General features: G+C 28.3%; 22 protein-coding genes. 21 read left to right on the forward strand and 1 reads right to left on the reverse strand.

Going from position 1 to position 24919, the window contains the following annotated elements; all coding sequences use genetic code 11:
- The first annotated feature begins 198 nt into the window (after positions 1 to 198).
- The 4 genes from ACZ5B9_RS04950 to ACZ5B9_RS04965 all read left to right on the forward strand — a co-directional run bounded on the left by ACZ5B9_RS04950 (position 199) and on the right by ACZ5B9_RS04965 (position 5993).
- Positions 199 to 1338 (forward strand): toxin-antitoxin system YwqK family antitoxin, encoded by a 1140-nt coding sequence (locus ACZ5B9_RS04950; RefSeq protein WP_464423605.1) that lies wholly within the window; start codon positions 199 to 201, stop codon positions 1336 to 1338.
- 423 nt (positions 1339 to 1761) lie between these two features.
- Positions 1762 to 3510, forward strand: a complete 1749-nt coding sequence (locus ACZ5B9_RS04955) for a 1-deoxy-D-xylulose-5-phosphate synthase (protein ID WP_464423606.1) — start codon at positions 1762 to 1764, stop codon at positions 3508 to 3510.
- A 311-nt stretch (positions 3511 to 3821) separates the two neighbouring features.
- Positions 3822 to 4895 carry an asparaginase gene (locus ACZ5B9_RS04960; RefSeq protein ID WP_464423607.1) on the forward strand — a complete coding sequence of 358 codons (1074 nt, stop codon included), beginning with the start codon at positions 3822 to 3824 and terminating at the stop codon, positions 4893 to 4895.
- Positions 4896 to 5159: 264 nt separating this feature from the next.
- A complete protein-coding gene (locus ACZ5B9_RS04965) occupies positions 5160 to 5993 on the forward strand; it encodes a hypothetical protein (protein ID WP_464423608.1) in 834 nt (277 codons plus the stop codon).
- A gap of 26 nt (positions 5994 to 6019) precedes the next feature.
- Here the strand turns inward: ACZ5B9_RS04965 and ACZ5B9_RS04970 are convergent, their stop codons facing one another.
- Complete coding sequence (locus tag ACZ5B9_RS04970; RefSeq protein WP_464423609.1) at positions 6020 to 6553, reverse strand: hypothetical protein; 534 nt, start codon at positions 6551 to 6553, stop codon at positions 6020 to 6022.
- A gap of 252 nt (positions 6554 to 6805) precedes the next feature.
- On the opposite strand from ACZ5B9_RS04970, the gene ACZ5B9_RS04975 reads away from it, so the two are divergent.
- The 17 genes from ACZ5B9_RS04975 to ACZ5B9_RS05055 all read left to right on the forward strand — a co-directional run bounded on the left by ACZ5B9_RS04975 (position 6806) and on the right by ACZ5B9_RS05055 (position 24886).
- Complete coding sequence (locus ACZ5B9_RS04975) at positions 6806 to 7828, forward strand: pseudouridine synthase family protein (protein WP_464423610.1); 1023 nt, start codon at positions 6806 to 6808, stop codon at positions 7826 to 7828.
- 171 nt (positions 7829 to 7999) lie between these two features.
- The gene (locus ACZ5B9_RS04980) at positions 8000 to 8416 is read left to right on the forward strand and encodes an HD domain-containing protein (protein ID WP_464423611.1); all 417 of its coding nucleotides are present in this window, start codon (positions 8000 to 8002) and stop codon (positions 8414 to 8416) included.
- Positions 8417 to 8452: 36 nt separating this feature from the next.
- The gene (locus ACZ5B9_RS04985; protein WP_464423612.1) at positions 8453 to 9121 is read left to right on the forward strand and encodes a Fic family protein; all 669 of its coding nucleotides are present in this window, start codon (positions 8453 to 8455) and stop codon (positions 9119 to 9121) included.
- A gap of 45 nt (positions 9122 to 9166) precedes the next feature.
- Entirely contained in the window at positions 9167 to 10147 is a 981-nt protein-coding gene (locus ACZ5B9_RS04990; protein ID WP_464423613.1) for an RluA family pseudouridine synthase, read from the forward strand.
- 24 nt (positions 10148 to 10171) lie between these two features.
- Positions 10172 to 10807 (forward strand): ribonuclease HII, encoded by a 636-nt coding sequence (locus tag ACZ5B9_RS04995; RefSeq protein WP_464423614.1) that lies wholly within the window; start codon positions 10172 to 10174, stop codon positions 10805 to 10807.
- A 37-nt stretch (positions 10808 to 10844) separates the two neighbouring features.
- Positions 10845 to 11615: a hypothetical protein gene (locus ACZ5B9_RS05000; RefSeq protein ID WP_464423615.1), complete on the forward strand. Its 771-nt coding sequence runs from the start codon at positions 10845 to 10847 to the stop codon at positions 11613 to 11615.
- On the forward strand, positions 11597 to 14704 hold the full coding sequence (locus tag ACZ5B9_RS05005) for an nSTAND3 domain-containing NTPase (RefSeq protein WP_464423616.1): 3108 nt from the start codon (positions 11597 to 11599) through the stop codon (positions 14702 to 14704). The genes ACZ5B9_RS05000 and ACZ5B9_RS05005 overlap by 19 nt, the downstream gene beginning before the upstream one ends.
- Before the next feature lie 144 nt (positions 14705 to 14848).
- Positions 14849 to 15196, forward strand: a complete 348-nt coding sequence (locus ACZ5B9_RS05010) for a YraN family protein (RefSeq protein WP_464423617.1) — start codon at positions 14849 to 14851, stop codon at positions 15194 to 15196.
- Positions 15197 to 15205: 9 nt separating this feature from the next.
- Positions 15206 to 15406 carry a zinc ribbon domain-containing protein gene (locus ACZ5B9_RS05015; RefSeq protein WP_464423618.1) on the forward strand — a complete coding sequence of 67 codons (201 nt, stop codon included), beginning with the start codon at positions 15206 to 15208 and terminating at the stop codon, positions 15404 to 15406.
- On the forward strand, positions 15393 to 16088 hold the full coding sequence (locus ACZ5B9_RS05020) for a ComF family protein (protein ID WP_464423619.1): 696 nt from the start codon (positions 15393 to 15395) through the stop codon (positions 16086 to 16088). The genes ACZ5B9_RS05015 and ACZ5B9_RS05020 overlap by 14 nt, the downstream gene beginning before the upstream one ends.
- Entirely contained in the window at positions 16085 to 18664 is a 2580-nt protein-coding gene (locus ACZ5B9_RS05025; protein ID WP_464423620.1) for an alpha-amylase family glycosyl hydrolase, read from the forward strand. The genes ACZ5B9_RS05020 and ACZ5B9_RS05025 overlap by 4 nt, the downstream gene beginning before the upstream one ends.
- Before the next feature lie 112 nt (positions 18665 to 18776).
- Positions 18777 to 19856 (forward strand): thymidine kinase, encoded by a 1080-nt coding sequence (locus ACZ5B9_RS05030; RefSeq protein WP_464423621.1) that lies wholly within the window; start codon positions 18777 to 18779, stop codon positions 19854 to 19856.
- Positions 19857 to 19919: 63 nt separating this feature from the next.
- On the forward strand, positions 19920 to 20723 hold the full coding sequence (locus tag ACZ5B9_RS05035; RefSeq protein ID WP_464423622.1) for a DUF4431 domain-containing protein: 804 nt from the start codon (positions 19920 to 19922) through the stop codon (positions 20721 to 20723).
- Positions 20724 to 20776: 53 nt separating this feature from the next.
- Positions 20777 to 21292 carry a hypothetical protein gene (locus ACZ5B9_RS05040; protein WP_464423623.1) on the forward strand — a complete coding sequence of 172 codons (516 nt, stop codon included), beginning with the start codon at positions 20777 to 20779 and terminating at the stop codon, positions 21290 to 21292.
- Positions 21293 to 21313: 21 nt separating this feature from the next.
- Positions 21314 to 21952: a hypothetical protein gene (locus ACZ5B9_RS05045; protein WP_464423624.1), complete on the forward strand. Its 639-nt coding sequence runs from the start codon at positions 21314 to 21316 to the stop codon at positions 21950 to 21952.
- Positions 21953 to 21965: 13 nt separating this feature from the next.
- Positions 21966 to 22589 (forward strand): hypothetical protein, encoded by a 624-nt coding sequence (locus ACZ5B9_RS05050; protein WP_464423625.1) that lies wholly within the window; start codon positions 21966 to 21968, stop codon positions 22587 to 22589.
- 89 nt (positions 22590 to 22678) lie between these two features.
- The gene (locus tag ACZ5B9_RS05055; RefSeq protein ID WP_464423626.1) at positions 22679 to 24886 is read left to right on the forward strand and encodes an ATP-dependent helicase; all 2208 of its coding nucleotides are present in this window, start codon (positions 22679 to 22681) and stop codon (positions 24884 to 24886) included.
- The last annotated feature ends 33 nt before the right edge of the window (positions 24887 to 24919 follow it).

The raw sequence follows: 24919 nt of genomic DNA on the forward strand, positions 1-24919 counted from the left end.
TAATAGTTATTTTTTTACTAAATATATTATAATTTAATATTTTTTAACAAAACATCAATATTAACATTAGAAAAAAAGAATAATATCAGATATGTGTGATATAATTTATTGAATTTCATTAATAAGATTATATTATGATGTAATTCATGAAATAATGTGCTATTGTAAAATATTTAAATGAAGATAGGAGAGATTAAAATGAAATACTATTTTTGTGAAATAAATTCAAAAAAACAAAGTTATCTAGGAAAATTAGTAATGTTAATACTAGCTATGCTAGTAAGTACAATTTCATTTGGAGTAAAATTAGGAACAATAAAAGGGCTTTCAAAGTTGAGTAATTATAATGAGCTTAAAGATGTTGATGTGAGTGATATAACAACGCTTAAAATAATAAATGGAATTCCGCGACAGCCAGGAAAAGGATTTAGTGGAGTGGCAGTTCTCTATTTGGATGGGAAAATTATTGGATTATCCACTATAAAAAATGGTAAAAATCATGGAAAACTTTATGCTTATACAGATAATGGACAATTAATTGATGTTGGTGAATGGAAAAACGGGGTAAAAGATGGTGAATCCAAAAATTATTATGAAGATGGACAACTAATGAATATACAAATATTTAAAAATGATGTTTTGACTTTTGCTAAAGTATATAATCAAGATGGAAGTATTAAATCCACATATACTCAAACTTCAGGAAATAGAGGTATAATGGAAATTCACACAAAAGAAGGAAATAAAGAAACTACAATGAAAGTTGAAGTAATATACAAAGAAATAAATAGAATTGTCTATTCCTATTATACATTTATTAGAGATGGTAAATTTGAAGTTTTTGATAATAAAGGACGACTTTTAGAAGAAGGAACCTATAAAGATGATGAAGTTGCAAGTTCAACAAAAATTGATAAGTTTTTAGGATTTATTGCACAAGATAGCACTTATAAGGTAAATGTCGAGGATAGGGACTACTTTTTCAAGACATTGAAGGAATTCAATTTAAAGGGATTAACAGAAGAACACTATAAGGAACAAGTAAAACTTTTTGGAAACAAATCTTTTTGTTCTTCGTTGGGAATGGTTATTCCTCAGTATTATATATTTGAAGGAGAGCCTGTTCAAGCACTTATAGAATCATATTTATTAAAGATGTCTAAAGATATTAAAAAAGTATCAAAAAAATATACTGAACTTAACGACAAAGATTTTATTACAAAATATTTCAAGAGTTATTGTAAAGTTCCTTCGGAAAGTTCATTAAGTTTTGTGAAGGATTACAATAAAGATTCAAAAGCTTTGAGAGAATTTTTGAAAAACCCTGTAATTAAGTAATATAGTAGAAAGAATTAAAGTATAAATATTTTGAAAGGAATGATTTTCGATGAAAAAATTAGTCTTAACAGCATTATTATCATTTGGACTGTTAAGTTTTTCGCAAAACATAAAAGTACAGAAGTGAAGTTACTGTAAAAGAATTTCAGGCAAATCTGCAGATAGCGGAAGTGGTTCAGGTAGAAACAGATAAGGTAAATAAAAAATAAATATAAGCACAGGCTTTTTAATATTAACTGATTATTAGCTGGTCTATTATTAAAAAGTACTGTCTTTTTAATTTTCAAAAAAATATCAAAATTTAGATTTAGTTATTGCTAAAAGACATAGTAATTATAAGAAAAAAGCATTTGAGATTTTAAGTAATATTTGTTACAATTGGGTATAAGTTTAATGAAAAATAATAACTTTAGGAGGGAAAAAATGGCATTAGAAAAGGTAAATTCGCCAGAAGACTTGAAAAAATTAAGTAGAGAAGAGCTGACTGTATTGGCTCAGGATATTAGGGATGCAATGCTTCACAGAGTTAGCAATAAAGGGGGACATGTAGGACCTGACTTTGGAGCAGTTGAACTAATAATTGCGTTACACAAGGTGTTTAATTCACCTATTGATAAATTTGTATTTGACGTTTCACACCAATGTTATCCGCATAAAATTATTACTGGGAGAAAATTTGGATTTTTAGATTTGGATAGATATTCGGAGATTTCGGGGTATACCAATCAAGATGAAAGCGAGCATGATTTCTTTAAAATCGGACATACTTCGACCTCTGTGAGTTTGGCGACTGGACTTGCTAAAGCGAGAGATTTACGAGGTGCAAAAGAAAATATAATTGCAATTATCGGAGATGGTTCTCTTAGTGGCGGAGAAGCATTTGAAGGACTTAATATGGCTTCTGAACTTGGTACGAATATGATTATTGTTGCAAATGACAATGATATGTCGATTGCTGAAAATCATGGAGGGCTTTACAAAAATTTAAGAGAATTAAGAGAAAGTAACGGACAGGTTCAAAATAATTATTTTAAATCGTTGGGGCTTGACTATGTTTATGTGGATAAAGGAAATGATTTGGATGCTTTGATAGAAGTTTTTGAGAAAGTAAAAGACATTAACTATCCAATAGTTGTTCACGTGCATACTCAAAAAGGAAAAGGGCTGTCTTACGCTGAAAAGGATAAGGAAACTTGGCACTATGGAATGCCTTTTGACCCAGAAACAGGAGAAAAACGTAATTCTTATTCTGGCGGATTGAGTAATGATACTGCTGAATTTTTGATGGATAAAATGGAAAAAGATTCGACAGTAGCTGTTGTAACTTCCGGAACACCAACTGTTTTAGGATTTACAAAGGATAGAAGAGATAAATTTGCAAAACAGTTTATTGATGTTGGAATTGCAGAAGAGCAGGCTGTGGCGATGATTTCAGGAATGGCTAAAAATGAAGGAAAACCAATATATGGAGTTTTTAGCACATTTATTCAAAGAACTTACGATCAGCTTTCTCAAGATTTGGCAATAAATAATAATCCAGCTACAATCCTTATTTTTGGCGGAGGACTAGGCGGAATGAGCGATGTTACTCACTTATGCTGGTTTGACATCTCATTAGTGTCAAATATTCCAAACATGGTATTTCTAGCTCCAACAAGTAAGGAAGAATATTTCGCAATGCTAAATTGGTCAATTGAATACAAAGAGCATCCAGTTGCAATAAGAGTGCCTTCTCAATTGTCAGAAGATACAGGAAATGTACAAAAAGATTTTAGCGACTTAAACAAATATCTTGTTACTGAAAAAGGAAAAGAAGTAGCAATCTTAGGGCTAGGAAACTTTTATAAATTAGGAAAAGAAGTAAAAGAACTTTTAAAAGAAAATGGAATTGATGCAACATTAATTAATCCAAGATACGCCTCAGGGATTGATGAAACATTATTAAACGAACTAAAAACAGAACATAAATTAGTTGTTACACTAGAAGATGGTGTAATAGATGGCGGATTTGGAGAAAAAATTGTAAGATTTTATGGTACTTCTGATACAAAAGTATTAAATTACGGTATCAAAAAGGAATTTACTGACAGGATGGTTCCAGAGATGGCGTTTAAAAATAATAGATTAACAAAAGAGCAGATTACACAGGATATTTTAGACATTGTGAAATAATTAATATTAAATAAAATCAGGAACTAACTTAGTAAATAAGGGATTTCCTGTTTTTTTATATTTTTTCTTTTTTATTCTTTTTCTTAAAAATCCAAATTGTATTTATAAAAGAAATTTGATATACTTATTTTATAAACATAAGATAATAAAAGTTAAATAGAACAACGATTTTTTCGAGAATAATCATAATTTTTAAGTTTATTTTTTAAAATAGTTAATTATAATATTTTAAGTAGTTAAGTATGAAAATGAAAAAGATGAAATAAATTTTGAATAGAAAATAAATGGTAGCAAAGGGGATAGTGGAATATATGGATAAACAAAAAACTCAGAAAGTTTTGATAATAAATACTGGGGGAACTATAAGTATGGTTCATTCGGATAAAAAAGACAATAAAAGTGCATTAAAGCCGTCTACATCTTGGAGTGAAGTTATTCATAATTATGAATTTTTAAAGGAAATGAATGTAGATTATGTAAAAACGGAGAAAATTATAGATTCTTCTGATATGAATTATGAAATTTGGCTGGAAATTGGTAACATAATTGAAGAAAATTACGATAAGTACAAAGGTTTTGTAATACTTCATGGAACGGATACGATGTCTTATACTGCAAGTGTTCTTTCTTTTATGTTAAAAAATCTTGGGAAAACGGTAATTTTGACAGGAGCACAGCGTCCGATTCAGGAAATTAGAAGTGATGGACTGCAAAACTTGCTAACTTCTATTGAAATAATTGAAAAACAGACACAGGGAAATAGCGAAATTTGTAATTCAGAAGATGAAAGATTGCCAATAATTCCAGAAGTATGCGTATTTTTCAGAGATCATCTTTTTAGGGGAAACCGTTCGAGAAAACTTGATTCTACAAATTATTTTGGATTTTCTTCCCCAAATTATCTTCCATTAGGGCAGGCAGGCTCAAAAATAAAAATATATGAAAACAGGCTATTATCAAAGCCAGAGGGGAAATTTTATGTAGATTACAAAATTAATCCAAATGTACTGATGATGGATGTATTCCCTGGATTTAACCCTAAAATTTTAAAACGGATATTCCAAGATGATGATAGTATAAAAGGACTTGTATTACGGACTTACGGAAGTGGAAACACTCCACAAAATAAGGAATTTTTAGAAACCATAAAATATATAATTGATATGGGAGTTATAATTCTGAATGTAACTCAATGCACAGTTGGAAGCGTAGAAATGGGACTTTATGAGTCAAATGCAATACTTACGGAACTGGGTGTTGTAAATGGATACGATATGACACCAGAAGCTGCAATTACCAAATTTATGTGCCTTTTAGGGAAATATGATGTTAAAAAAGTGAAGGAAAGATTGGTTGAAAATGTGGCAGGAGAACTTACAAAATAGGCTTGTTTACAACTTAAAATAATATTTAAATAGGTTCGAGTATAATATCAAGGCGGTAAAATTAAATAATGCAGCGATTTGAATAGAATAGTTATAAATTTTTAAAATAATTTAAGTGCATTTTTTATTTAATAATTATTGTACAAAAATTTTTGGAAAAGGAGTAATAAAATGGTTAGAAATAATTTATTTGAATATAATTTTTATTAAATATTAAAAATACAATATAATACAAAAAAATATTTTTATGAAAGGTAGAAAAAGATGAGAAAATTTAAGATTTTATTTTTAATGTTGATAGGGATATTTGGGATAAATTCTTGTGCTACATTAGCGACTGCAGCAGCAGTAACATATTTTGGAGGAACAGCGTTGGTGTATGCTTGTGCAGAATATCCAAATAGTTTTTTTTGTAATCCTTTGCCAGAAAAGCCTGAAACTCCAGAACAAGAGGCAAAAAGAAAGGAAAAAGAAAGAAAAAAACAGGAACAAGCGAAAATTGATATGGAAAAAAAAGAAATTCAAGAAAAGAACTATATTCAAAGTGTAATTTTACGAAAAAGAGAAAATACAGAAGTATTTGAAAATATCTCGATTTTAATGCCTGAAGGACTTGAATTTAGAAGAGTGAAGGAACCGATGGAAACAGATTTCGGAAATATGCTATCAGTTTTGTATGATAAGGAAAAGAAAAGTTATTTTCCTAAAAAATTAGTTGTATTTGAAAGAGGTAAAAAGAATTTTGAAAAGATAGTAAATAATGGAAAAGATGAGAATTATGAGGAATATTATAAAAAACAGAGTGAAGAGTATATTGATAAGCAAATAAAATATTATGAAAAGAAATTAGTAGAATATCCGCTTGATGAATATTATAAAAATAATTTGAAAGAGTACAAGGAAAAAAAGGGGAAAAGCTTTGACATATCAACTAATTTAGAAAAAATAGGTGATAATGCTTATAAAATTACTGAGAAAATAAATAATTTTGGAAGTTTGCAAGTTAAAATAACTTATGTAAAAATATTAAAAGAAGGGGTTTATATCATAGGTGATAGCGATACTAAAGATATCTTTGAAGGAATTTTTAAAAATTGATAGAAGGGTGTGTAAAATTTACACACCTAATTTTCTTTTGAGGAAATCTCGCATTTTATATCATAGTTTGCTTCTTTTATTTTTTCAATTAAATTTCTGGCTTCTTTTCTGCTTTCTTCATCGAGATTTTGAATATCATAGGAAAAATCTAGTTCTTTTCCAGTTTCGCCATAATTGCAACTATTTATTCTAATATAGATTGGCAATCCATATCCAGTTTTCAAATCAGTCAAATGATAATTAAAATAGCTTTCTCTCGTTTTAATAGCTTTAGCATTTTCTTTAATTTCAGTATTTTCAGGAATAGAAATTTCTATTTTCCAAATTTTTCCTTTTCCACTTATTTCACGAGTGCTAGTATTTTTAAGAGCCATCAAAACTCCCTGCTTGTATTTTTTATTTCTAATGGCATATTCTCCATCTGATTTTTTAGACTGGTTAGTTTTGTTCATTTCCCTGATTCCTTCATTTGCAGTATGAAGGACGGCATATCCAGCTATTATCTCGCAGGAATTTAATATTAATGGTAAAGTGAGTAATAATACAATTTTTTTAATCATTTTTTTCTCCTTCAAATTTAAAAAGATAAGATTTTAATAAAGTATAACGCAATTTACTTAATTTTTCAAGATTTACAAAATTTACAAAAATGAAAATTGTATTTCTAAAAGAAATTTGATATACTTATTTTGTAAACTTGAGGTAATAAAAGTTAAATAAAATAAGGGTTTTGGGGAAATAATCATAATTTTTAAGTTTTTTTTAAAAATAATAAAGTTAGGTATGAAATGAGAATAGCTAGAGGATAAAAAATGGAAAAAATTGATACGGAGAAGACAAAAATAGATAAATTAATAAGAGATTTTGAGAATACAAAATATTTTGGATATATGTTTTTTGTGGAATATGATGGTCAAAAGTTTGAATCTTTTGATGAAAATCCTAATAAAAAGAGTGTTAAATCAGAATTTAGGAAAATTTTGGAAAATAACAAAATCAAGATTTTTAAAGGTATTCAGCAGGCTGGAAGGACTGATGCAAATGTGAGTGCAAAAGAAAATATTCTTTATATAAATTCCAAAGAGATAATTGATTTTTCAAAATTAAAATTTTTGGAAACAGAGGGCCTGAAAATCAATAAAATAGTAAGAACATTGCCATTTCTTGAATTTCCACAAATGATTGAAAAAAGATATTATATTTATGAATATCCAAAAAAACTTAGGAAAAACGATGAAGAGAGAATAAATCAGATTTGTAAGAAAGTATCTGGGAAAAAGGATTTTTACGAATTTACTTCAGAAAAGGGTAAAAAATTAAAAAACCGTAGAAGAGAAATTTTTGTGAAATATGAAAATGATAAGCTGTATTTTATGGGAGATGGATTTTTGCCAAAGCAAGTGCGGATTATGAGCAATTTTATTTTAAATAATACAAAGTTTGATATTGAAAAGTTAAATGATGAGAATTTTGAAAATAGGAAATTGGGGATAAAAGATAAACCACTTGATGGGAAATATTTGACACTTATGAAAGTTGATTTTTCAGAGGAATTGGAAAAAATCAGTTTTTTTGATGTAAAAAATATTGAAGAATTGATAAATTTGAAAAAGAATAATAATGAAATTTTGGAAACAGGAAATTCTGAAATCAAAATAGACGATTTGAATGAACAATTAAAAAGTATAGATAAAGTTAAAAAAATTGAGAGAAATAGTTATTTTACGGTATTTTTCGTTGAAAAGAAAGATAAAGGGGAATTTATTGGGAAAAGAGGGAAAAATATTAGGAAGTTAAAGAAGATTTTTGGGGATATAGTTATAAAAGAGATTTGAAAAAATTGAAAATATTTTATAGATTATGAAGAAATTTATTGTTTTTAAAAGTTTTTAGATACTGTTTATAAAAAAATATTGAATGATGAAATTTGATAGCAGGATATTAACATATCTTGTCAGAAAGCTTAGAAAAATAAGAAAAATCAAGATTAGGAAAAGAGTGGAAAAATGTATATAATTAGAAAAGCAATGGAGTATTTTAAACCGAAAATTAACAGGGCTTATATGAATGAGGCTTTGAAAAAATTGACAGAAAAAGAAAAAAAAATATTTTTGGAAATGTCTGATTACGACAAGTTTCATTCGCTTGAAGTTTATAAAAAAATAAAAAAAACGGAACTAAAAAACAACGAGAAATATTTAAAATTGGCACTTCTGCACGACTGTGGAAAAGAAAATGCGTCGATTATAACGAGAGTTTTGCATAAATTAGGATTTAAAACGCAGTTACGAAATCATGCACAAAGAAGTTTTGAAAAGTTGGAAAAAGTAGATGAGGAAGTAGCAGTTTTGGCGAAAAATCATCATAATAGAGGTTATTCCCAGGAAATGGACATTTTTCAGAAATGTGATGATGAGAGTTAAGAAATTGATGAAAAATTTTTAGAAAAGAGTGATTTTATGGAAGATAAGTATAAAATGACATTGGAGGAGAATATTTTTGTTGCGAAAAGAAATATAGTGGATTCAATTTGGAAATCGGCAAATCTGGAAGGAATAGCTGTAACTTATCCTCAGACAGAAACGATTTTTCAGGGACTAGGAGTTCAGAATATGAAAGTTAAGGATATAAATGCCATTGTTAATTTAAAACATTCGTGGGAATTTATTTTGGAAAATATTGAATATCCTCTTGATTTAAACTATATTTGCAAAATTAATCAGCTAATTGGAGAGGCAAATGTAAATCCTTTTCCAGGACAATTGAGATTCTCGGATGTAAGTATGGGTGGAACAGATTGGAAGCCTGAAATTCCAGATAAGGAAAAAGTGAATGATAATTTGAATAAAATTTTGGAAAGTGAAAACTCTGCAACAGAAAAAGCAATAAATTTAATGCTGTATTTAATGAGAAGCCAACTTTTTTATGATGGAAATAAAAGAACAAGCATGATGACTGCAAATCACGTAATGATTCAAAATGGTGCTGGAATTATTTCTGTACCGATAAAACAGCAAGAGAAATTTTTGGAACTGCTTGTCAAATTTTATGAAACTAATGATACGAGTGGAATTAAGGAATTGATTTATAATCATTGCATTGATGGGATAAATTTTAAAAGAGAATAGAATTTTGGGAAATAAAAAATTATAAAAGAAAGAAAATAGATAATTATGAAAGAAAAATATGAAGTTGAAAATGAATTTGAAGATGAAATAGATATTGAAAATAGTGAAAATGAAGAAAATATTGTTGTTTTGAAGGAAGAGGCAGGGAGCAGGATTGATAAATTTTTGTCAGAAAGGCTTGAGTTGACACGGACACGTATTCAACAGCTTATAAAAGATGAAAATATTTTAGTAAATGAAAAAAAGACAAAGCCTGCTTATAAGATTGAAGAAAATGATACAATAAAAGTTGTAATTCCAGAACTGGAAACTGTTGAAATTAAACCTGAAAACATTGATATTGAAATAATTTACGAAGATAATGAATTGGCAGTTATCAATAAAAAAGCTGGAATTGTCGTACATCCTGCAAACGGACATTATTCGGGAACGCTTGTAAATGCAATTTTGTATCACATCAAAGATTTGTCAGGAATAAATGGAGAAATCCGTCCTGGCATTGTGCATAGGCTAGATAAGGACACAAGCGGACTTTTAATAATCGCCAAAAATGACAAGTCACATCTAAAATTGTCACAAATGTTTCACGATAAAACTGTAAAAAAAACTTATCTTGCAATTTTAAAAGGAAAACTAAACCAAAAAAGCGGAAGAATTGTAACGCAAATTGGGCGTGATAAAAACGACAGGAAGAAAATGACTGTAATAAATGACTTAAATTCAGGAAAAACTGCGATTACAAACTACGAAGTAGTTTCACAGACAGAAAAATTTACGCTTGTTAAAGTTCATATTGAAACTGGAAGAACTCACCAAATCAGAGTTCACATGAAACATTTAGGCTACCCAATTCTAGGTGACAGTGTCTACGGCAGAACAGACACCGAAAAACGCCAAATGCTTCATGCCTATAAGCTTGAATTTCAACATCCGATTACAGAAGAAAATATAGAATTTATTGCAAAATTGCCAGAAGATTTTAAAAAAGCATTGAAAAAATACGGGCTGGAATTTGAAACTTTATAAAATAATAAAAAAGAGGAAAAATTTATGTGTAAAGACAAATTAGAAAACAAAAAAAATGAATTAATGGAATTTGACGAAAAATATAATAAGATTGTTGTTGGGGTTGATGAAGCTGGGAGAGGGCCTTTGGCGGGACCAGTTGTGGCTGGAGCTGTAATTGTGATTCAGGATTTTCCAGAATTGCAGGAGATCAATGACTCAAAAAAGTTGACTGAGAAAAAAAGGGAAAGATTGTTTGAAGCGATAGAAAAGAATTGTATCGTGGGAATCGGAATTGCTTCAGAAAAAGAAATTGATGAGATGAATATTTTGAATGCAACATTTCTAGCAATGCGTCGAGCGATAAATCAAGTGGCTGAAAAATCAGCATTTGATATAGTTCTGGTCGATGGTAATCATTTGATTCGTGAGTATGAAGGAGAGCAGGAATGCATTGTAAAGGGAGACAGCAAATCATTAGCTATTGCGACAGCTTCGATTGTGGCAAAGGTTACAAGGGATAGAATACTTTGTGAGATTGCAAAGGAATTTCCTGAGTATGAATTTGAGAAACATAAAGGATATGGAACTAAGAAACATAGGGAGATTTTACTTGAAAAAGGGGCTTGTAGGTATCATAGGAAGACGTTTTTGAAGAAAATATTGGGAAATGAAAGTTAGTTAATAAAAATATAATTTAATAAAGAAGGTGAAAAGTATGGGAAACAAAATAAAACCTTTATTAGAAGGATTTAAGTATCAAGAAATAGCAACAATATATTGTATATTAAAATATATTAGTAAAAAAAATTTGGAAATATATATAGAAAAACAAAATGAAGAAGATGCTCAGGTTATTTTAGACAAGAAACACATAATAGATTTACAGTCTAAAAATAAAATTGGAAAACAAATAACTATAGAAGAATTTTGTAAATGGTTAAGTAACTTTGAAGGCAATAAATTAGATATTCACTTATTAAAAAAATTAGTTGAAGGTAAAAATAGAAAAATAATTTTTATGACTTCGGGAAGATGTAAAGATGATACTTATATTTTTACTGATAAAGGTAAAAAAAATTTAACAAAAAAAGATCTAACAAAAATTAAAGAAAAACTAAAAAAAGTGAAAGCAGATGGAGTAAAATTAAAGGAAGAAAGAGAAAAATTTCAAAAAGGATATATTGAAAATTTAGAAGACAATGATTTAAAAGAAGCACTAAGTAGGGTCGAAATACAAGAAAATTTTGATGAAGAGCGATTAAAAGATGAAATAACTAAACTTTTTCAAAAAAATTTTTATATATCTAAAAATAGCATAGATTTAGCTGTAGGTGAAATGAAGAAGTTAATGTTTGAAAATTTTGGGAATGATAATTCAATTACAGATGAAATAATTGCAATAATTGATAAATATAGAGAGAATAAAATTTCAAATCCAGAACATATAAAGCGAAAAGAAGAGAGTAGATGTATAGATATATATTAGAGGAAAATAAAATTCTACTTTTGACTGGTGTTACATATTGTGGGAAAACTGAGTTAGCAAAAGAGATTGCTCAAGAATATCGAGATAAAAATTATGAAACAATAATTGATTCAAATATAGAAAAAATTTTTTCTTTTGGTATTAATGACAGAAAAATACAAAATAAGTTACTAATATTAGAAGATCCATTCGGTAATGTAGAAGTTTCTACAAATAAGAATAATATTTTATCAAAATTTCGAGAATTAGTAAATGAAGTTAGTAAAAAGAATAACAGAAAGTTAATAGTTACAACTCGTAAAGATATTTTATTTGAAACAATGAAAAAAAATAAAATAGAAGATTGTAAAATTAATAAATATAAATGGATTGATTTGACAAATAAAAATAGCGATGAAGTAAAGCAATTATGGAAATTACACACTGATAATTCAATAGAAATGGAAGAAATGTATAATAAAATTTCAAGAGAACTTAATAAAAAGGAAAAAAATTTGCAATTTGGACATATTACAAATATTTTTAATAGTGTAGAAAAAGAAGAATTAAAAGAAAAATCTCTGGAAGAAATTGTTAAAATGGCAATGATTGATTCTGAAACAATTGCAGGAATAATAAGAGAAAGAGGAGATTTAGCAATAGAATTTTTTATTAAATTAGGAATGATTTGTAATACTAATAAATCCATTTCAAAAAAAAGATTAAAAAATATTTTGAACACTAAAAATGATATTGAAAATTATGAAAAAAAATTAAAAAAATTTTTAAATTTAGAAAGTAATATTAATGATGAATGGGATAGTGAATATCAAAAAGAGTTTGATTATTTAAAAAAAAGAGGATTGATAAAAGAAGATTACAATGGTGAAATAACTTTTACACACCCAATATATCATTATGCAAGTTATATGTTACTTGAAGAAGAATATAGGGAAACGAGAGAAAAAAAGGAATTATTAATAGTTAAAATAGAAAAGCTTTTATATTTTCCGTTTTCAGATATGAATCTTTGTACATTAGATTTTATTGAAAAATTATATAAAAAAACTTTAGATGAGGAGTTAAAAAGTATTATTTTAAACGGATTAGATGATATTTTTCCAAGTGTAAAGGCAGAAGTGGTAACTTTTTTTAGTAATAATTTTGAAATTTTGTCAAAATTATCAGAAGAAGAGCAGGATGATTTTATATATAAGATTTCTGTTAATAGACAAATTAGATGGAATAAAGGGATAGCGTATTATGATTTAAATACAAGAGAAGAATTTGAAAAGTATTTTAATTGGAATATTTCCCAATCAAATAATATTAATAGTAAAAATTTAAATGATAATCTTTCTTCTGAAGAAATATTTGGTTTGATAAATGAACCGCAAGTAAGTTTAGAAATTTTAGAAAAAGGTCTAGAATATGACGAAATTTTTATTCGTAGTATTGCAATTGGGAAAATTTTTGAAAGATATGCTTATAATTTAAATGAAATTGATAAATATTTAATTAATTACGAACATCCTGATTATATTTTTAGTATACTTATAAATGCAGTTGTAATTTGGGATAAATATACTCTTGAATTTAAAAATAAAATTAGAAGTTTAATTTTAAAAAATTTATCAAACATAGTTTTAGTATTAAGAATACGTTATTTTTTATCAGATTATTCATTAAAAATTTCAGAAACAGAAGAAGATTTAAAGAAAAAAATGTGGGAAAGATGGTTTGGAATTTTAGAATTTTATTTTGACAATTGTTCTTTTGAATATGCAACTATGAATAATATTACTTTAACAAAGGATGCAATTTTTTCATTAGATTATGTAACAGAAAAAAAGAAAGTTATTGAATTTGCAGAAAAATGGCTTGGTTGGTTAGAGCAGTTTGAAATTCCCAATACTGAAGAGTTTTATTATTTTTTAGAGAAATCAAAGAAATTTGCAGAACCATATAAACATCATTTTTGGGTCATGATTTATTTATTAGAAGGAATAGAAAAGAAGGACGAGTGTAGAAAAGAACTATTTCAAAAAATTTTAAAAACAAAGTCCACATTTATACTAACTGTAAGTATTTGGGTAGCTGTTAATAGATGGAGTGATTTATATGATGATGAAAAAAATATGATATTAAATTTATTAAAAAGCGATAGGAATGATGTGAAATGGATAAAAGCAATTTCATTAAATATAGATAATATTCCAGATGAAATACAAAAAGAAGTATTAGGAATAGAAATAAATCAGAATATACCTGAAATTGTAGATAAGTTAATAGAAGAGAATATTTTAGAAGAATGTTTAAATATATATTGCGGTTACTCACAACCTTTATATTGGATGGGATATCATCATCAAAATTCTGAATTATGGGATGAAGTTATTTTGGAAGTTTTAAAAAGAGATCAATTGAATAAATCTTATGAGATTGCATTGAGAGAATTTATTGATTGGATAAATGAAGGAGAAAAAGAAAATATTGAAAATCTTCTAAAAATTTATAGTTTTGAAATATTAAATGAAAATACTGAAAAAACAAAACAGGTATTTAGAGAAATTTCATATATAACAGTAATAAAAGGAATAAAAATAGAATTATTAAATGGCAATATGATAATATGGAGTGGAAATATTTTATGGGAAATCTTCTTTAATTTTATAAAAAATAAAAGTTTAATTGAATACAAAAAATATTTAAATAATATAGTAGATGAAATAGAACTTTTTGAACGATATCAATTTATTGATGAATTATTTGATGAAGAAGTTTTTAATGAAATATTAGATAGATTGAATAATGATAAATTAATAATAAAAAAATGCAGTAAATTATCTTTAGAAAATTTAACTAAAAAAGAGAAAAAAGAATTTCTTGAAGAAATTATAGGGATATATAAACATCAAAGTGTACGTTTAAGAAAAAGTAATTTTGATTTAGAAAATTTCATATATAAAAAATTTGAAAAAAGTGATAATGATGAAAATCAAAATTACTTGCTTGAATTGATAAAAGAAAATGAATATAAAATTTATGATGAAGCTCAGTGTATTAAAAAATATAATAGATTTTATAAACTAAAAAATTGGAATAGTTAAAAAATTAATTACACTTACAAAAGTGTTTAGTTTTCCAGTCTTGAAAAATAAATGAAAAATTGGTATCATATAATATAAAATTAAAAGAATAAATATAGATATTTATGATACAATGTAAAAAAAGGGGATGGGACGAGAAATAGTATGAATAAAAGGGAAATTGGGTTTAAGTATGAGAATATGGCGAAGGAATATTTGATTTTGCAAGGGCTTACGTTTGTTGAGAGTAATTTTTATACTAGGTTTGGGGAGATTGACTTGATTTTTTTTGAAAAGAAGAGTCAGACACTGGTGTTTGTGGAGGTCAAATATCGGAAGAATGATTTTTTTGGATCAGCGATTGAGATGGTGACGGAGGATAAGCAGAATAAGATTCTTGCGAGTTCACAAATTTATCTTTTAAAAAAGGAATGGGATAAAAATGTAAGGTATGATATTGTCGGAGTAAATCGTGGCTCTAACAGTATTGAGTGGTTAAAAAATGCGTTTTGAGGTGATTGTATGAGAAATGATGAAAAATGTTGCAAGTGTGGAGAAGAAATATTTGAAATGAAAAAGGTGGCAATTCCTACAAAAAAAGTTGCTGGAACGCAGATTGCCATTGATACATTTTATTTAAAAATATGTAAAAATTGCGGATATACAGAGATGTACTCAACTAAAATAGTTCAAAAGGTTGAGGATACTGTTGAAGGATATTAAATTTTTTAAGGAAATAATATTTAATTTTAAAGGAATTTTATTTAGAAATCAGGATATAATTTCAGGGGTGGAATTAGTTGAGTACGGTATTGTATCGAAGGATACGAAAAATATTCTGAAAAGTCTGAAAAAATTGCGAAAATTAAACAATATTTATTATGTGTGGGACTACAATAAGGAGTTTAAGAGGTTAATTTATTCTTATAAATATAATCATAGAAAAATCATGGCAAAATTGATTGCTGAATTAATAAAGGAAGAATTTTATTATGTCTTGAAACGTGAAAAGATAGATATTGTCGTGAGTGTGCCTGTCAGCAGGAAAAGAAAGAATGAAAGAGGGTATAATCAGGTTGATGAGATTCTGAACTGTCTGAAAGTGAATTATGTTCGGATTGAGAGAATAAAAAATACAAAAAAGATGGCTGGAATTTTAGACGAAGAGGAAAGGAACAGGAATATTGAGGGAGCTTTCAGAGTTTCTAAAAATGTTGACTTGAGAAATAAAAAAATTTTGATACTTGATGATATTGTAACGACAGGAGCTACGCTTAGGGAAATAAAAAATAGCATTTTAAGGCAATTTGATAATAAAGATAAAAAAAATGGAAATAATATAAAAATTACTGTTTTTTGTCTGGCTGCGGCTAGGGAGATTAAGGTAAATAGAGGAGAAATATGAGTTTTAAATTAAAAATGAAAGTTTTATTGTTTTTGGTAAGTTCAGTTGTTTCATTTTCTGCACAAAATGAAAATTTTCAAATGAATATTAAAAATAATGATGTAAACAATCGTGAAGGTTATTTGATTAGTGCAGTAAAAAGAAAAAATAAGAATAAACAGGAAAATATTGAAAATCTAGAGAATAATGAAACAGGGAAAAGTGAGGAAAATTCAACAGAATCATTGAAATATAGCCAAAGAAATGATGGAGTTATTGACTTGAATTCGTTAGTTCATAAGGAAGATTCTGAATTCAGGGTACTTAATGGAAATAATGTAAAGATTATGTTAAGAACGAAAAATAACGATGTTTATTCTGCCGAAGTTGTCTACAGTGGCGGGAAAAAAATGATGCGTGGAATTGGAAATTATGGTGGTAATGAGATTTTTATGGCTGAAATTCCGAGCAATGTGTCAAGCTATTATTTTGTATTGACTGATGACAAGACTAAATATTATATGGGAAGAAATATTTCAAAAAACCTAAAGGATATAGAAAAATTTGAGTATTCGCGTTCTACAAAACTTACGACAATTCCAGAATGGGCTAGAGGTTCTGTTGGATATCAGATTTATATTGATTCGTTTAGAAATGGCGATGTGGATAATGATGCGATTTTTAACGAATTTGGGACAGATGACTTTTCAGAGCCTACTGGAGAAATTCGTTCAGGAACTTCAAAAAAAGACTTAGTGCTGGCATATTGGGGTGGAAATGAAAAACCGCAGTTTTCATTGAATGAATGGAACAGTAACTATGAGGAAAAAAACGAATGGGAAGAAAATACGTTAAATGATGTACAGAACTATACACGTTACTATGGTGGAGATTTACAGGGAATAATTGATAAATTGGATTATATTAAAAATCTTGGTGTAGAATACATAATTTTATCATCGCCGTTTTATTCTCTTTCAAACCATAAATATGATACGATTTACTTTAATCACGTGGATCCGTATTTTGGATACATAGAACAGACTGGAACATCAAAAGGGCTTGATATAAAGGCAAAAGTCCATAATAACAATGGAGATAAGGAGTTAAACTTGCTTATTTTCAATCCTGAAACGGATAAAAATTTACTTGACGAGGATTTACTTAATGTAAAAAGCTGGATTTGGACAGATTCTGATTTGCAGCTGGCAAGCCTTGTGAAACAAGCTCATCAAAAAGGGCTGAAAGTAGTTTTGGAAGTGGCTCCTGATATAACGTCAAGCAGATTTTTTGCTAGAAATAATAAAGAATTTTCTAACTGGTATTTAAAGGATACTGTACTTGACTTAAAAAATCCGCAAGTTAGAAATTATATTGAAAATGCAATGAAAAAATGGATTTTAGGGCCTGATGAGACTTTTAAAAAAGATGTATATGATGACGGAATTGACGGAATAAGATATGTTTATTACGACAACGAGAATAAAGAATATCTTGCACAAATTACAGAAAATTTGAAAAAATATAAACCTGACTTGCTAATCACAGGAGAAGTTTCAAATAGTATTACAAAAGATGTTGAAGATGGGATTTATGACAGTGGAGCAGATTATAATATTGTCAATAATATTATAAAATATACTGTGAATACTAATCCAAATTACCGAATCAACGGCGTAGAATTTGCAACAAAATTAAATGAGATTTATAACAGATATTCAAGCAATCGTTTTAATATGACACAAGTTTTTATTGGGTCACTTGATACAGATAGAATCTTTAGTGGAATGATAAATTCGAATAGAGTTTATGATAGAAATAATCAATCGGATCAAGGATACTTGAATATTCGTCCTGATTTGTATGACGGAACAGCTGTAAGTAAGCTGAAAAGAGTCGTTGCAATGCAAATGATGTTGCCTGCTACACCAGTTATCTATTACGGTGATGAAAAGGGAATGTGGGGAGCAGATTCGCCACGAAATAGAAAGCCTATGTTGTGGGAAGATTACGCGCCATACGATCCTGAGACAGATAGTATAAGTAAATATAAAGATAGACTTAGAAGTTTTCCTAGTGTTGTGGAAGTAAACGAAGTGCAAAAATGGATCTCATATCCTGTAAATAGCAATGCAGATATAGAAAATCATTATAAAGCATTGCTAAAAGTCAGAAAGGAACATAAAAATTTGTTTAAAAACGGGAAATTAAGAATCCTTGAAGTTTACAGCGATCCCAAAACACAAGGTCGTATTGATTCAGAAATATCTGCTTATTTAGCAGATCAGAATAGACGGGCAAAATTGTACCAAGGACGTGATTTTACACCAGCAAGACCAAATACAGACTTTATTTCCTACGAAATTTCAGCTGGAAATGAATCAATGATAATTGTAGTAAATAACGGAGCAGACGAATATCCATTATCATTGCAAGTACCAAAATTATTTGGATTTTATCGAAATCAGCTGAATTTAAAAGAAAATTACGCAATTTCTGATAAAAAAATTCAAATTAACGTAAAACCTTATGAAGTTAAGGTTTTATATAGTAACGCAAAAAATATGTTTGATTCATTTAGACAAAATAAAGATTAAAAATATGGGGGCAAGTCCCCCTTTTTAAAACGTAAATATGTTAAGCAAAAGGGATATTTTTGTTCAAAAAATTGTGGCAATGAGAAAAAAATAAATAAAAAAGGAAGATAAAATGATACAAAATTCTAAAATAGGAACGTTGGAAGTTGTTACTGGAAGCATGTTTTCAGGAAAAAGTGAGGAACTTATAAGAAGGCTTAGGCGTGCAGAGTATGCAAAGCAGAAAATTGTGGCATTTAAGCATTCAATTGATAATAGATATGGGGAAGAAGGGGTATTTTCACATGGGAATGACAGTTTTAGAGCTTATCCCGTGAGTGATGTTTCTCAAATGGAAGAAATTATGGAAAAAAATGTTGATGCTGAAGTAATTGGTATTGATGAAGTTCAGTTTTTTGGGGAAAAAGTTGTTGAGTTTTGCAAAAAATATGTGGAATATGGAAAAAGAGTGATTGTTGCAGGGCTTGATATGAGCTTTAGGGCAGAACCTTATGAGCCAGTTCCAGAACTTATGAGTATTGCTGATCAGGTGGATAAGCTTCACGCAATTTGCATGGTTTGTGGAAAGCCTGCTTATGCGAGCCAGCGTCTTATCAATGGAGAGCCTGCATATTATGATGATCCGCTCGTTATGGTTGGTGCGAATGAAAATTACGAGGCAAGATGCCGAAGGCATCACATTGTCAGATGTAGAACTGATAAAAAAGGGAAAATATATTTTATAGTTGGAACTGAAATTAATGTTGGCAAGAAATTTGTTGAAAAAATGTATGAAGAGCAGCTATTTGAAAATAAAAAAGTGGCAACAATAGTTGTAAAAGGGCAAATGGAGGAAAATAAAAAAAGTGATTTAATAAATTTACGTGAAGAAATAAATTTGGCATTGATTGAAAACGACTATATCTTTGTCAGAATTACTGGCGGACTTTTGTTAAAGCTTGAAGGAAGCTACAGTATTCTGGACTTTATGTGTGAATTTAGAAAGAATTCAGAAGTGATTATTGTTTCAAAAAATAAAAAAGGTGTACTTAATCAGATTTTATTAACAGTTGACTTATTAAAAAAATCAGACTTGAACTTGAAGGAAATTGTTTATAAGAATGGGAATAGTCACGCTGGGGAAGAAAAGGAAGAAAATGGCGTTATTGAGAAAATATCGAAAATAACGGAAGTTAAATATAGAGAATTGTAAGATTTGAATTTATTATAATTAGAATGTAAATTAGTAGTAAAATTTGAAGGAAGGAATTTAAGAATGAAAAAATTATTGATTATTGTTTTGCTTAGCTTTTGTGTAATTGCTTGCGGAAAGAAAAATCAGGAAATTAAAAATGGCAATAAAAAAAATTCTGTTCAAAATACTGAATTAAGAACTAAAACAATGGAAGATGAAATTAAAGAAATGGTAAATATTTGGAATGAAGCTTCAAGTAATGCAGATTTTGATACATTGGAAAAAATATTAGCAGATAGAATTGAATACTATCAGACAACAGTATCGAGAGATTATTATATTAAAGACCAAAAGAAATTTTTTGAAAAAAATCCAGTTTATGGGCAAGTATTAAAAGGTAATATTAAAGTAGAAAAAATCTCAAATAAACAAGTGAAAGCAGAATTTGTGAAAGAAGTTACAACAAAAAAGGGTATAAAAGATTATCCATCATATTTAGTATTTGAAAAAATTAATGGTGAATGGAAAATAGTTTTAGAAAGTGATTTAGTTTCTGATGAGAATATAAGAAAACAAAAAATTGCTAAAACTAAATCAATAAGCAGTTCAGAAGAAGCATATCAGTTGGTGCGAAAATCTATCATTAAACATGATTTAGTTGATGTTAATTGTATAATGACCTTAGATAGCGGACAAGATGAAAATTACTATTATTTCGATATTCGTAGTGATAATGAAAAATGTGGTGGAGATTCAGGTGTAGCACCACGATTATTTAGTTATCAAGTAAATAAGAAAACAGGCAAATTAAAAACAGATTCAATGCAGTGGGCTGAAAAAATTGGTAAAGATCCTTTAACAATGGAATTTCATGCGATAGATTAAAATTTGAGAGAGAAATTAAGAATAATTTTAAAAATTTAAAGGAGAGATTTGAAATGAAAAAATTTATTTTGTTAGGGATTTTTATATTAACTTTTGTGGCACAGGCTAATAGTTCGTTTAATATTAAAGATGATAATTATAATATGAGTGGTTATTGCTTAGGAATTGGGAAAGCAAAAGTAAATAAGGTGGATGAATATACTGGGACAACAACTTTTAGAGCTGCTTTATGTAGAGTGGATGATAAAGTTGTAAGGAATGTTACAGTTTTATTTGACTATATAGATGTGAATACTAATTATGATATTAGAAAAAAATTATTTTTCATTCCTGTTGTAAATCTTGCTCAAGCAAAATATAATTCAGATAATAATATACTAAGAATGCACATGCAAATGCGTGGAACAGCTTACAAAAATTTACCAGATGGATTCATTCTACCTATAACTTCAAAAAATATAAAAGAACAAGGTGCTAAAATTGTAGATGAAGATTTAGTAGAAGTTTATGGAAGTACTTTGGGAGTGCCAACAGTTTCTGAAGAGGAATTTTTAGATGAAGATTATTAAAATGAAGAATAGGAGAATTTTATGAAAAAAATTATATTATTTTTAAATTTGTTTTTAGTTTTTAATTTAGGTTTTTCTGATTTACAAAATACAATCAAGAATCATTATAGTAATAAAACTATAGAGTTAAGCGTAATTGAAAAAAGAAATAACGTTCCAGTAAAAGGAGGTTATATTGATGGAAAATGGTATGCTTGGTATGATGGAACTTTTTTAGGAAAAGAAGAAGTAATGAAAGAAAAATATCATAGGTTTAAAACTCTGGAGATAGATGTTATTGGAGTAGAAATGGAATATGGAAAAGATGAAATGTTAAAATCTGATAGAGTACTTAAATATATTCATTTAAAAGTAACAGATTTTAAATTAACTGATATTAATGGAAATGTCTATACAAAAGACAACTATCCAAATGAACAAAACAAAACTTTTATTCCAATAATTATGACTGATAAGACTATTAATAATCGATTAATTGAGGATGATAAATATTTAAAATTTATTGGTTCAGAGAAAAAAAATATAAAAACAGGAAGAACAGTTTTAGATATTATACCAACAAAATTAATTTTAAACAATGATAATGGATTTGACATTTGTGCAACTCCTAATGGAAAAAAGTTATATTATTCTCGTTGGGGTTGTGATAGATTTGAATAAGAAAGGAAAAAAGATGAAAAATTTAATCATATTGGTATGTATTATTTTCAGTTTTAATGTATTTGCAGAAAGATATGAGGGTGGATATGTTGATGGTAGTTGGTTTCCGTTTTATAGGAACAATTTAAGAGAAAGAATTTGTTTAGAACCAAATGGTGGTAGTGATGACGGACATGGCGTGGGTTGTGCTGATGGACAAGGAGATATTAATTTTAGAGGTAATATAATAATAACTGGAATTGCTGAAATAAATGATGCAATAGTATTTAAAATAGCAGATTTTAACATTACTGATGATGAAGGGTATTCTTATAATCCTAGTAATTATCCTGCTGAGAAGAAAGGCAAAGATGGAAAGTATTTTCCTGTTTTTAAATCTGATAAAAAAGTAATAACAGAAATTTTAAAACAAAAAAACTTAAACTTTAAATATGATGGAAGAAATTGGGAAGAAGAATATTTTGTTAATTCTGATAGTGTAATACCAGTATCTGAATTTCAAAAAAATAAATATGATGCTGAATATTTAAAAACTTTCAGTAGAAAAAAAATAAAATTTTCAGGAATAGAAAAAATGAAATTAGATATAGAAATACAAAGTAGCTATTATTCAACAAATGAGAATTTGGAGTTCTAAAATTTAATTATACAATTTTAAGATAAAAATATCATTTTTATTATTAAGTATTTATAAAAAATATAGAAATTATATAAAAAAGGAGAAATATGAGCAGTATTTTAGATGAATTAAATGAAGAGCAGAGAAAAGCTGCGGAAAAAATAGAAGGGCCTGTATTGATACTGGCTGGAGCGGGAAGCGGTAAAACACGTACAGTTACTTATAGAATCGCACACATGGTAAAAGAGATAGGGATTTCGCCGCTTAATATTCTGGCACTTACTTTTACGAATAAGGCGGCGAGGGAGATGAAAGAAAGGGCTGCGGCACTTATTGGACATGAGGCGAATAATCTTGTAGTTTCTACATTTCACTCGTTTTCGGTAAGATTGCTTAAAACTTATTCTGAAAGAATTGGATATGGGCGAAATTTTAATATTTATGATGTGGATGATCAGAAGTCAATTATTACAAAGATAAAAAAGGATATGGGAATTAAGGATAATGACAATGTTCAGCCAGGAAAACTTGCAAATAGAATCAGTAAATTGAAGGAACAGGGGATAGGAATAAAGGAGCTTGAACGTGAAATTGATATGAGGATTCCTGCGAACAGGCTTTTTGGCGAGATTTATCAGAAGTATAATGAAGTTTTGAGGGCAAATAATGCGATGGATTTTTCAGATTTGCTTTTGAATGCGAGAAAATTGCTGGATGATGCCTTTGTCTTGGAAAAAATACAGGAAAGGTATCAGTATATTGTGGTGGATGAGTATCAGGATACTAACGATATTCAGTATGAAATGATTAATCTGATTGCAGCAAAATATCGGAATATCTGTGTCGTAGGAGATGAGGATCAAAGTATTTATGCATTTCGTGGGGCAAATATTAATAACATTCTGAATTTTGAGAGAGATTACAAGGAAGCATTTACGGTAAAACTGGAAAGAAATTACCGTTCTACAAAAAAAATACTGGATACAGCCAATGAGCTTATTAAAAATAATAAAAGTTCAAAAGGGAAAACACTTTGGACAGATGGCTCAGATGGAGAAAAAATAAAGATTTATAATGCAATGACTGTTTATGATGAAGCGGATTTCATTGTGTCAGAGATGAAGAAAAAGAAAAGAGTCGGTGCCGATTACAAGGATATGACGATTTTGTACAGGACAAATGCACAGTCAAGAGTTTTGGAGGAAAAACTGCTGTCTGCAAATATTCCTTACAAAATTTACGGCGGGATGCAGTTCTTTCAACGTAAGGAAATAAAGGATATATTGGCATATTTAAGCCTTTTAAATAATAAAAATGATAATCATAATTTTTATCGTATAATTAATGTTCCAAAACGTTCTGTTGGAGAAAAGACGCTGGAAAAAATACAGGAAGTTGCAAATGAAAAAAATATTTCCATGCTTGAAGCACTTCACTACATTGATGAAATTCCAGTAAGAGCAGCTACAAAGCTGGCATTAAAGGAATTTTACAATTTAATGCAAGGCATTTACTCAAGTCTTGAAGAAATGTCAATTAAGGAAATATTTGATGAAATATTAATTAGAACTCGTTATATTGACTCGATTGAAGATAATAAAGAAGATAGAGTTAAAAATATCGAAGAATTGTTAAATAGTATTATAGAACTTGAAAAACAAAATCCTAATATGAGTTTAAATGAATATCTTGATATGATTTCTTTAAGTTCGTCAACCGATGAAATGGAAGATGATGAAAATTATGTAAAACTTATGACAATTCACAGTTCAAAAGGACTGGAATTTGATTATGTCTTTCTTGCGGGAATGGAAGATGGGCTATTTCCGTCAATTTCTTTTGATTCTCCTGAAGAAGAGCTGGAAGAAGAGCGTAGGCTTTGCTATGTAGCGATAACTCGTGCTAAAAAAGAACTGTTTATTTCTTATTCTTCATCAAGAAAAATTTGGGGAAAAGATGACAATTTACGTCGTCCATCAAGATTTATCTATGAAATGAAGCAAGACAATCTGGAATATGTGGGCGGAAAATACGCAAGCCTAAAAGGACAATCTTCAGCTCCAAGAAGTTTTACACCGAAAATAGAAAACTTTAATCCATTTTCTAAAGATAAGTTGGGAACATTTGGTAAAAAATCAGGTTCTCAAACAACTTCAAATGTTAATTCTAAATATAAAGTTGGGGATGTGGTTAATCACAAAAAATTTGGACGTGGGAAAATAAAAAAAGTGGATATGAAAAGCATGATTGTGGAATTTATGGTTGGAGAAAAGAAAATAGCGTTGGTTTTGGCGGATAAAATTTTAGAAAAATAAAAAAAACTTATTATAGTAAAAATCTTTTTGTTT

The organism is Leptotrichia sp. SK-5 (genome assembly GCF_055387215.1).

Bases quoted from the DNA above. Each gene is read 5' to 3' on its own strand.
- ACZ5B9_RS04950 (WP_464423605.1), top strand. From the start codon at position 199: ATGAAATACTATTTTTGTGAAATAAATTCAAAAAAACAAAGTTATCTA.
- ACZ5B9_RS04955 (WP_464423606.1), top strand. From the start codon at position 1,762: ATGGCATTAGAAAAGGTAAATTCGCCAGAAGACTTGAAAAAATTAAGT.
- ACZ5B9_RS04960 (WP_464423607.1), top strand. From the start codon at position 3,822: ATGGATAAACAAAAAACTCAGAAAGTTTTGATAATAAATACTGGGGGA.
- ACZ5B9_RS04965 (WP_464423608.1), top strand. From the start codon at position 5,160: ATGAGAAAATTTAAGATTTTATTTTTAATGTTGATAGGGATATTTGGG.
- ACZ5B9_RS04970 (WP_464423609.1), bottom strand. From the start codon at position 6,553: ATGATTAAAAAAATTGTATTATTACTCACTTTACCATTAATATTAAAT.
- ACZ5B9_RS04975 (WP_464423610.1), top strand. From the start codon at position 6,806: ATGGAAAAAATTGATACGGAGAAGACAAAAATAGATAAATTAATAAGA.
- ACZ5B9_RS04980 (WP_464423611.1), top strand. From the start codon at position 8,000: ATGTATATAATTAGAAAAGCAATGGAGTATTTTAAACCGAAAATTAAC.
- ACZ5B9_RS04985 (WP_464423612.1), top strand. From the start codon at position 8,453: ATGGAAGATAAGTATAAAATGACATTGGAGGAGAATATTTTTGTTGCG.
- ACZ5B9_RS04990 (WP_464423613.1), top strand. From the start codon at position 9,167: ATGAAAGAAAAATATGAAGTTGAAAATGAATTTGAAGATGAAATAGAT.
- ACZ5B9_RS04995 (WP_464423614.1), top strand. From the start codon at position 10,172: ATGTGTAAAGACAAATTAGAAAACAAAAAAAATGAATTAATGGAATTT.
- ACZ5B9_RS05000 (WP_464423615.1), top strand. From the start codon at position 10,845: ATGGGAAACAAAATAAAACCTTTATTAGAAGGATTTAAGTATCAAGAA.
- ACZ5B9_RS05005 (WP_464423616.1), top strand. From the start codon at position 11,597: ATGTATAGATATATATTAGAGGAAAATAAAATTCTACTTTTGACTGGT.
- ACZ5B9_RS05010 (WP_464423617.1), top strand. From the start codon at position 14,849: ATGAATAAAAGGGAAATTGGGTTTAAGTATGAGAATATGGCGAAGGAA.
- ACZ5B9_RS05015 (WP_464423618.1), top strand. From the start codon at position 15,206: ATGAGAAATGATGAAAAATGTTGCAAGTGTGGAGAAGAAATATTTGAA.
- ACZ5B9_RS05025 (WP_464423620.1), top strand. From the start codon at position 16,085: ATGAGTTTTAAATTAAAAATGAAAGTTTTATTGTTTTTGGTAAGTTCA.
- ACZ5B9_RS05030 (WP_464423621.1), top strand. From the start codon at position 18,777: ATGATACAAAATTCTAAAATAGGAACGTTGGAAGTTGTTACTGGAAGC.
- ACZ5B9_RS05035 (WP_464423622.1), top strand. From the start codon at position 19,920: ATGAAAAAATTATTGATTATTGTTTTGCTTAGCTTTTGTGTAATTGCT.
- ACZ5B9_RS05040 (WP_464423623.1), top strand. From the start codon at position 20,777: ATGAAAAAATTTATTTTGTTAGGGATTTTTATATTAACTTTTGTGGCA.
- ACZ5B9_RS05045 (WP_464423624.1), top strand. From the start codon at position 21,314: ATGAAAAAAATTATATTATTTTTAAATTTGTTTTTAGTTTTTAATTTA.
- ACZ5B9_RS05050 (WP_464423625.1), top strand. From the start codon at position 21,966: ATGAAAAATTTAATCATATTGGTATGTATTATTTTCAGTTTTAATGTA.
- ACZ5B9_RS05055 (WP_464423626.1), top strand. From the start codon at position 22,679: ATGAGCAGTATTTTAGATGAATTAAATGAAGAGCAGAGAAAAGCTGCG.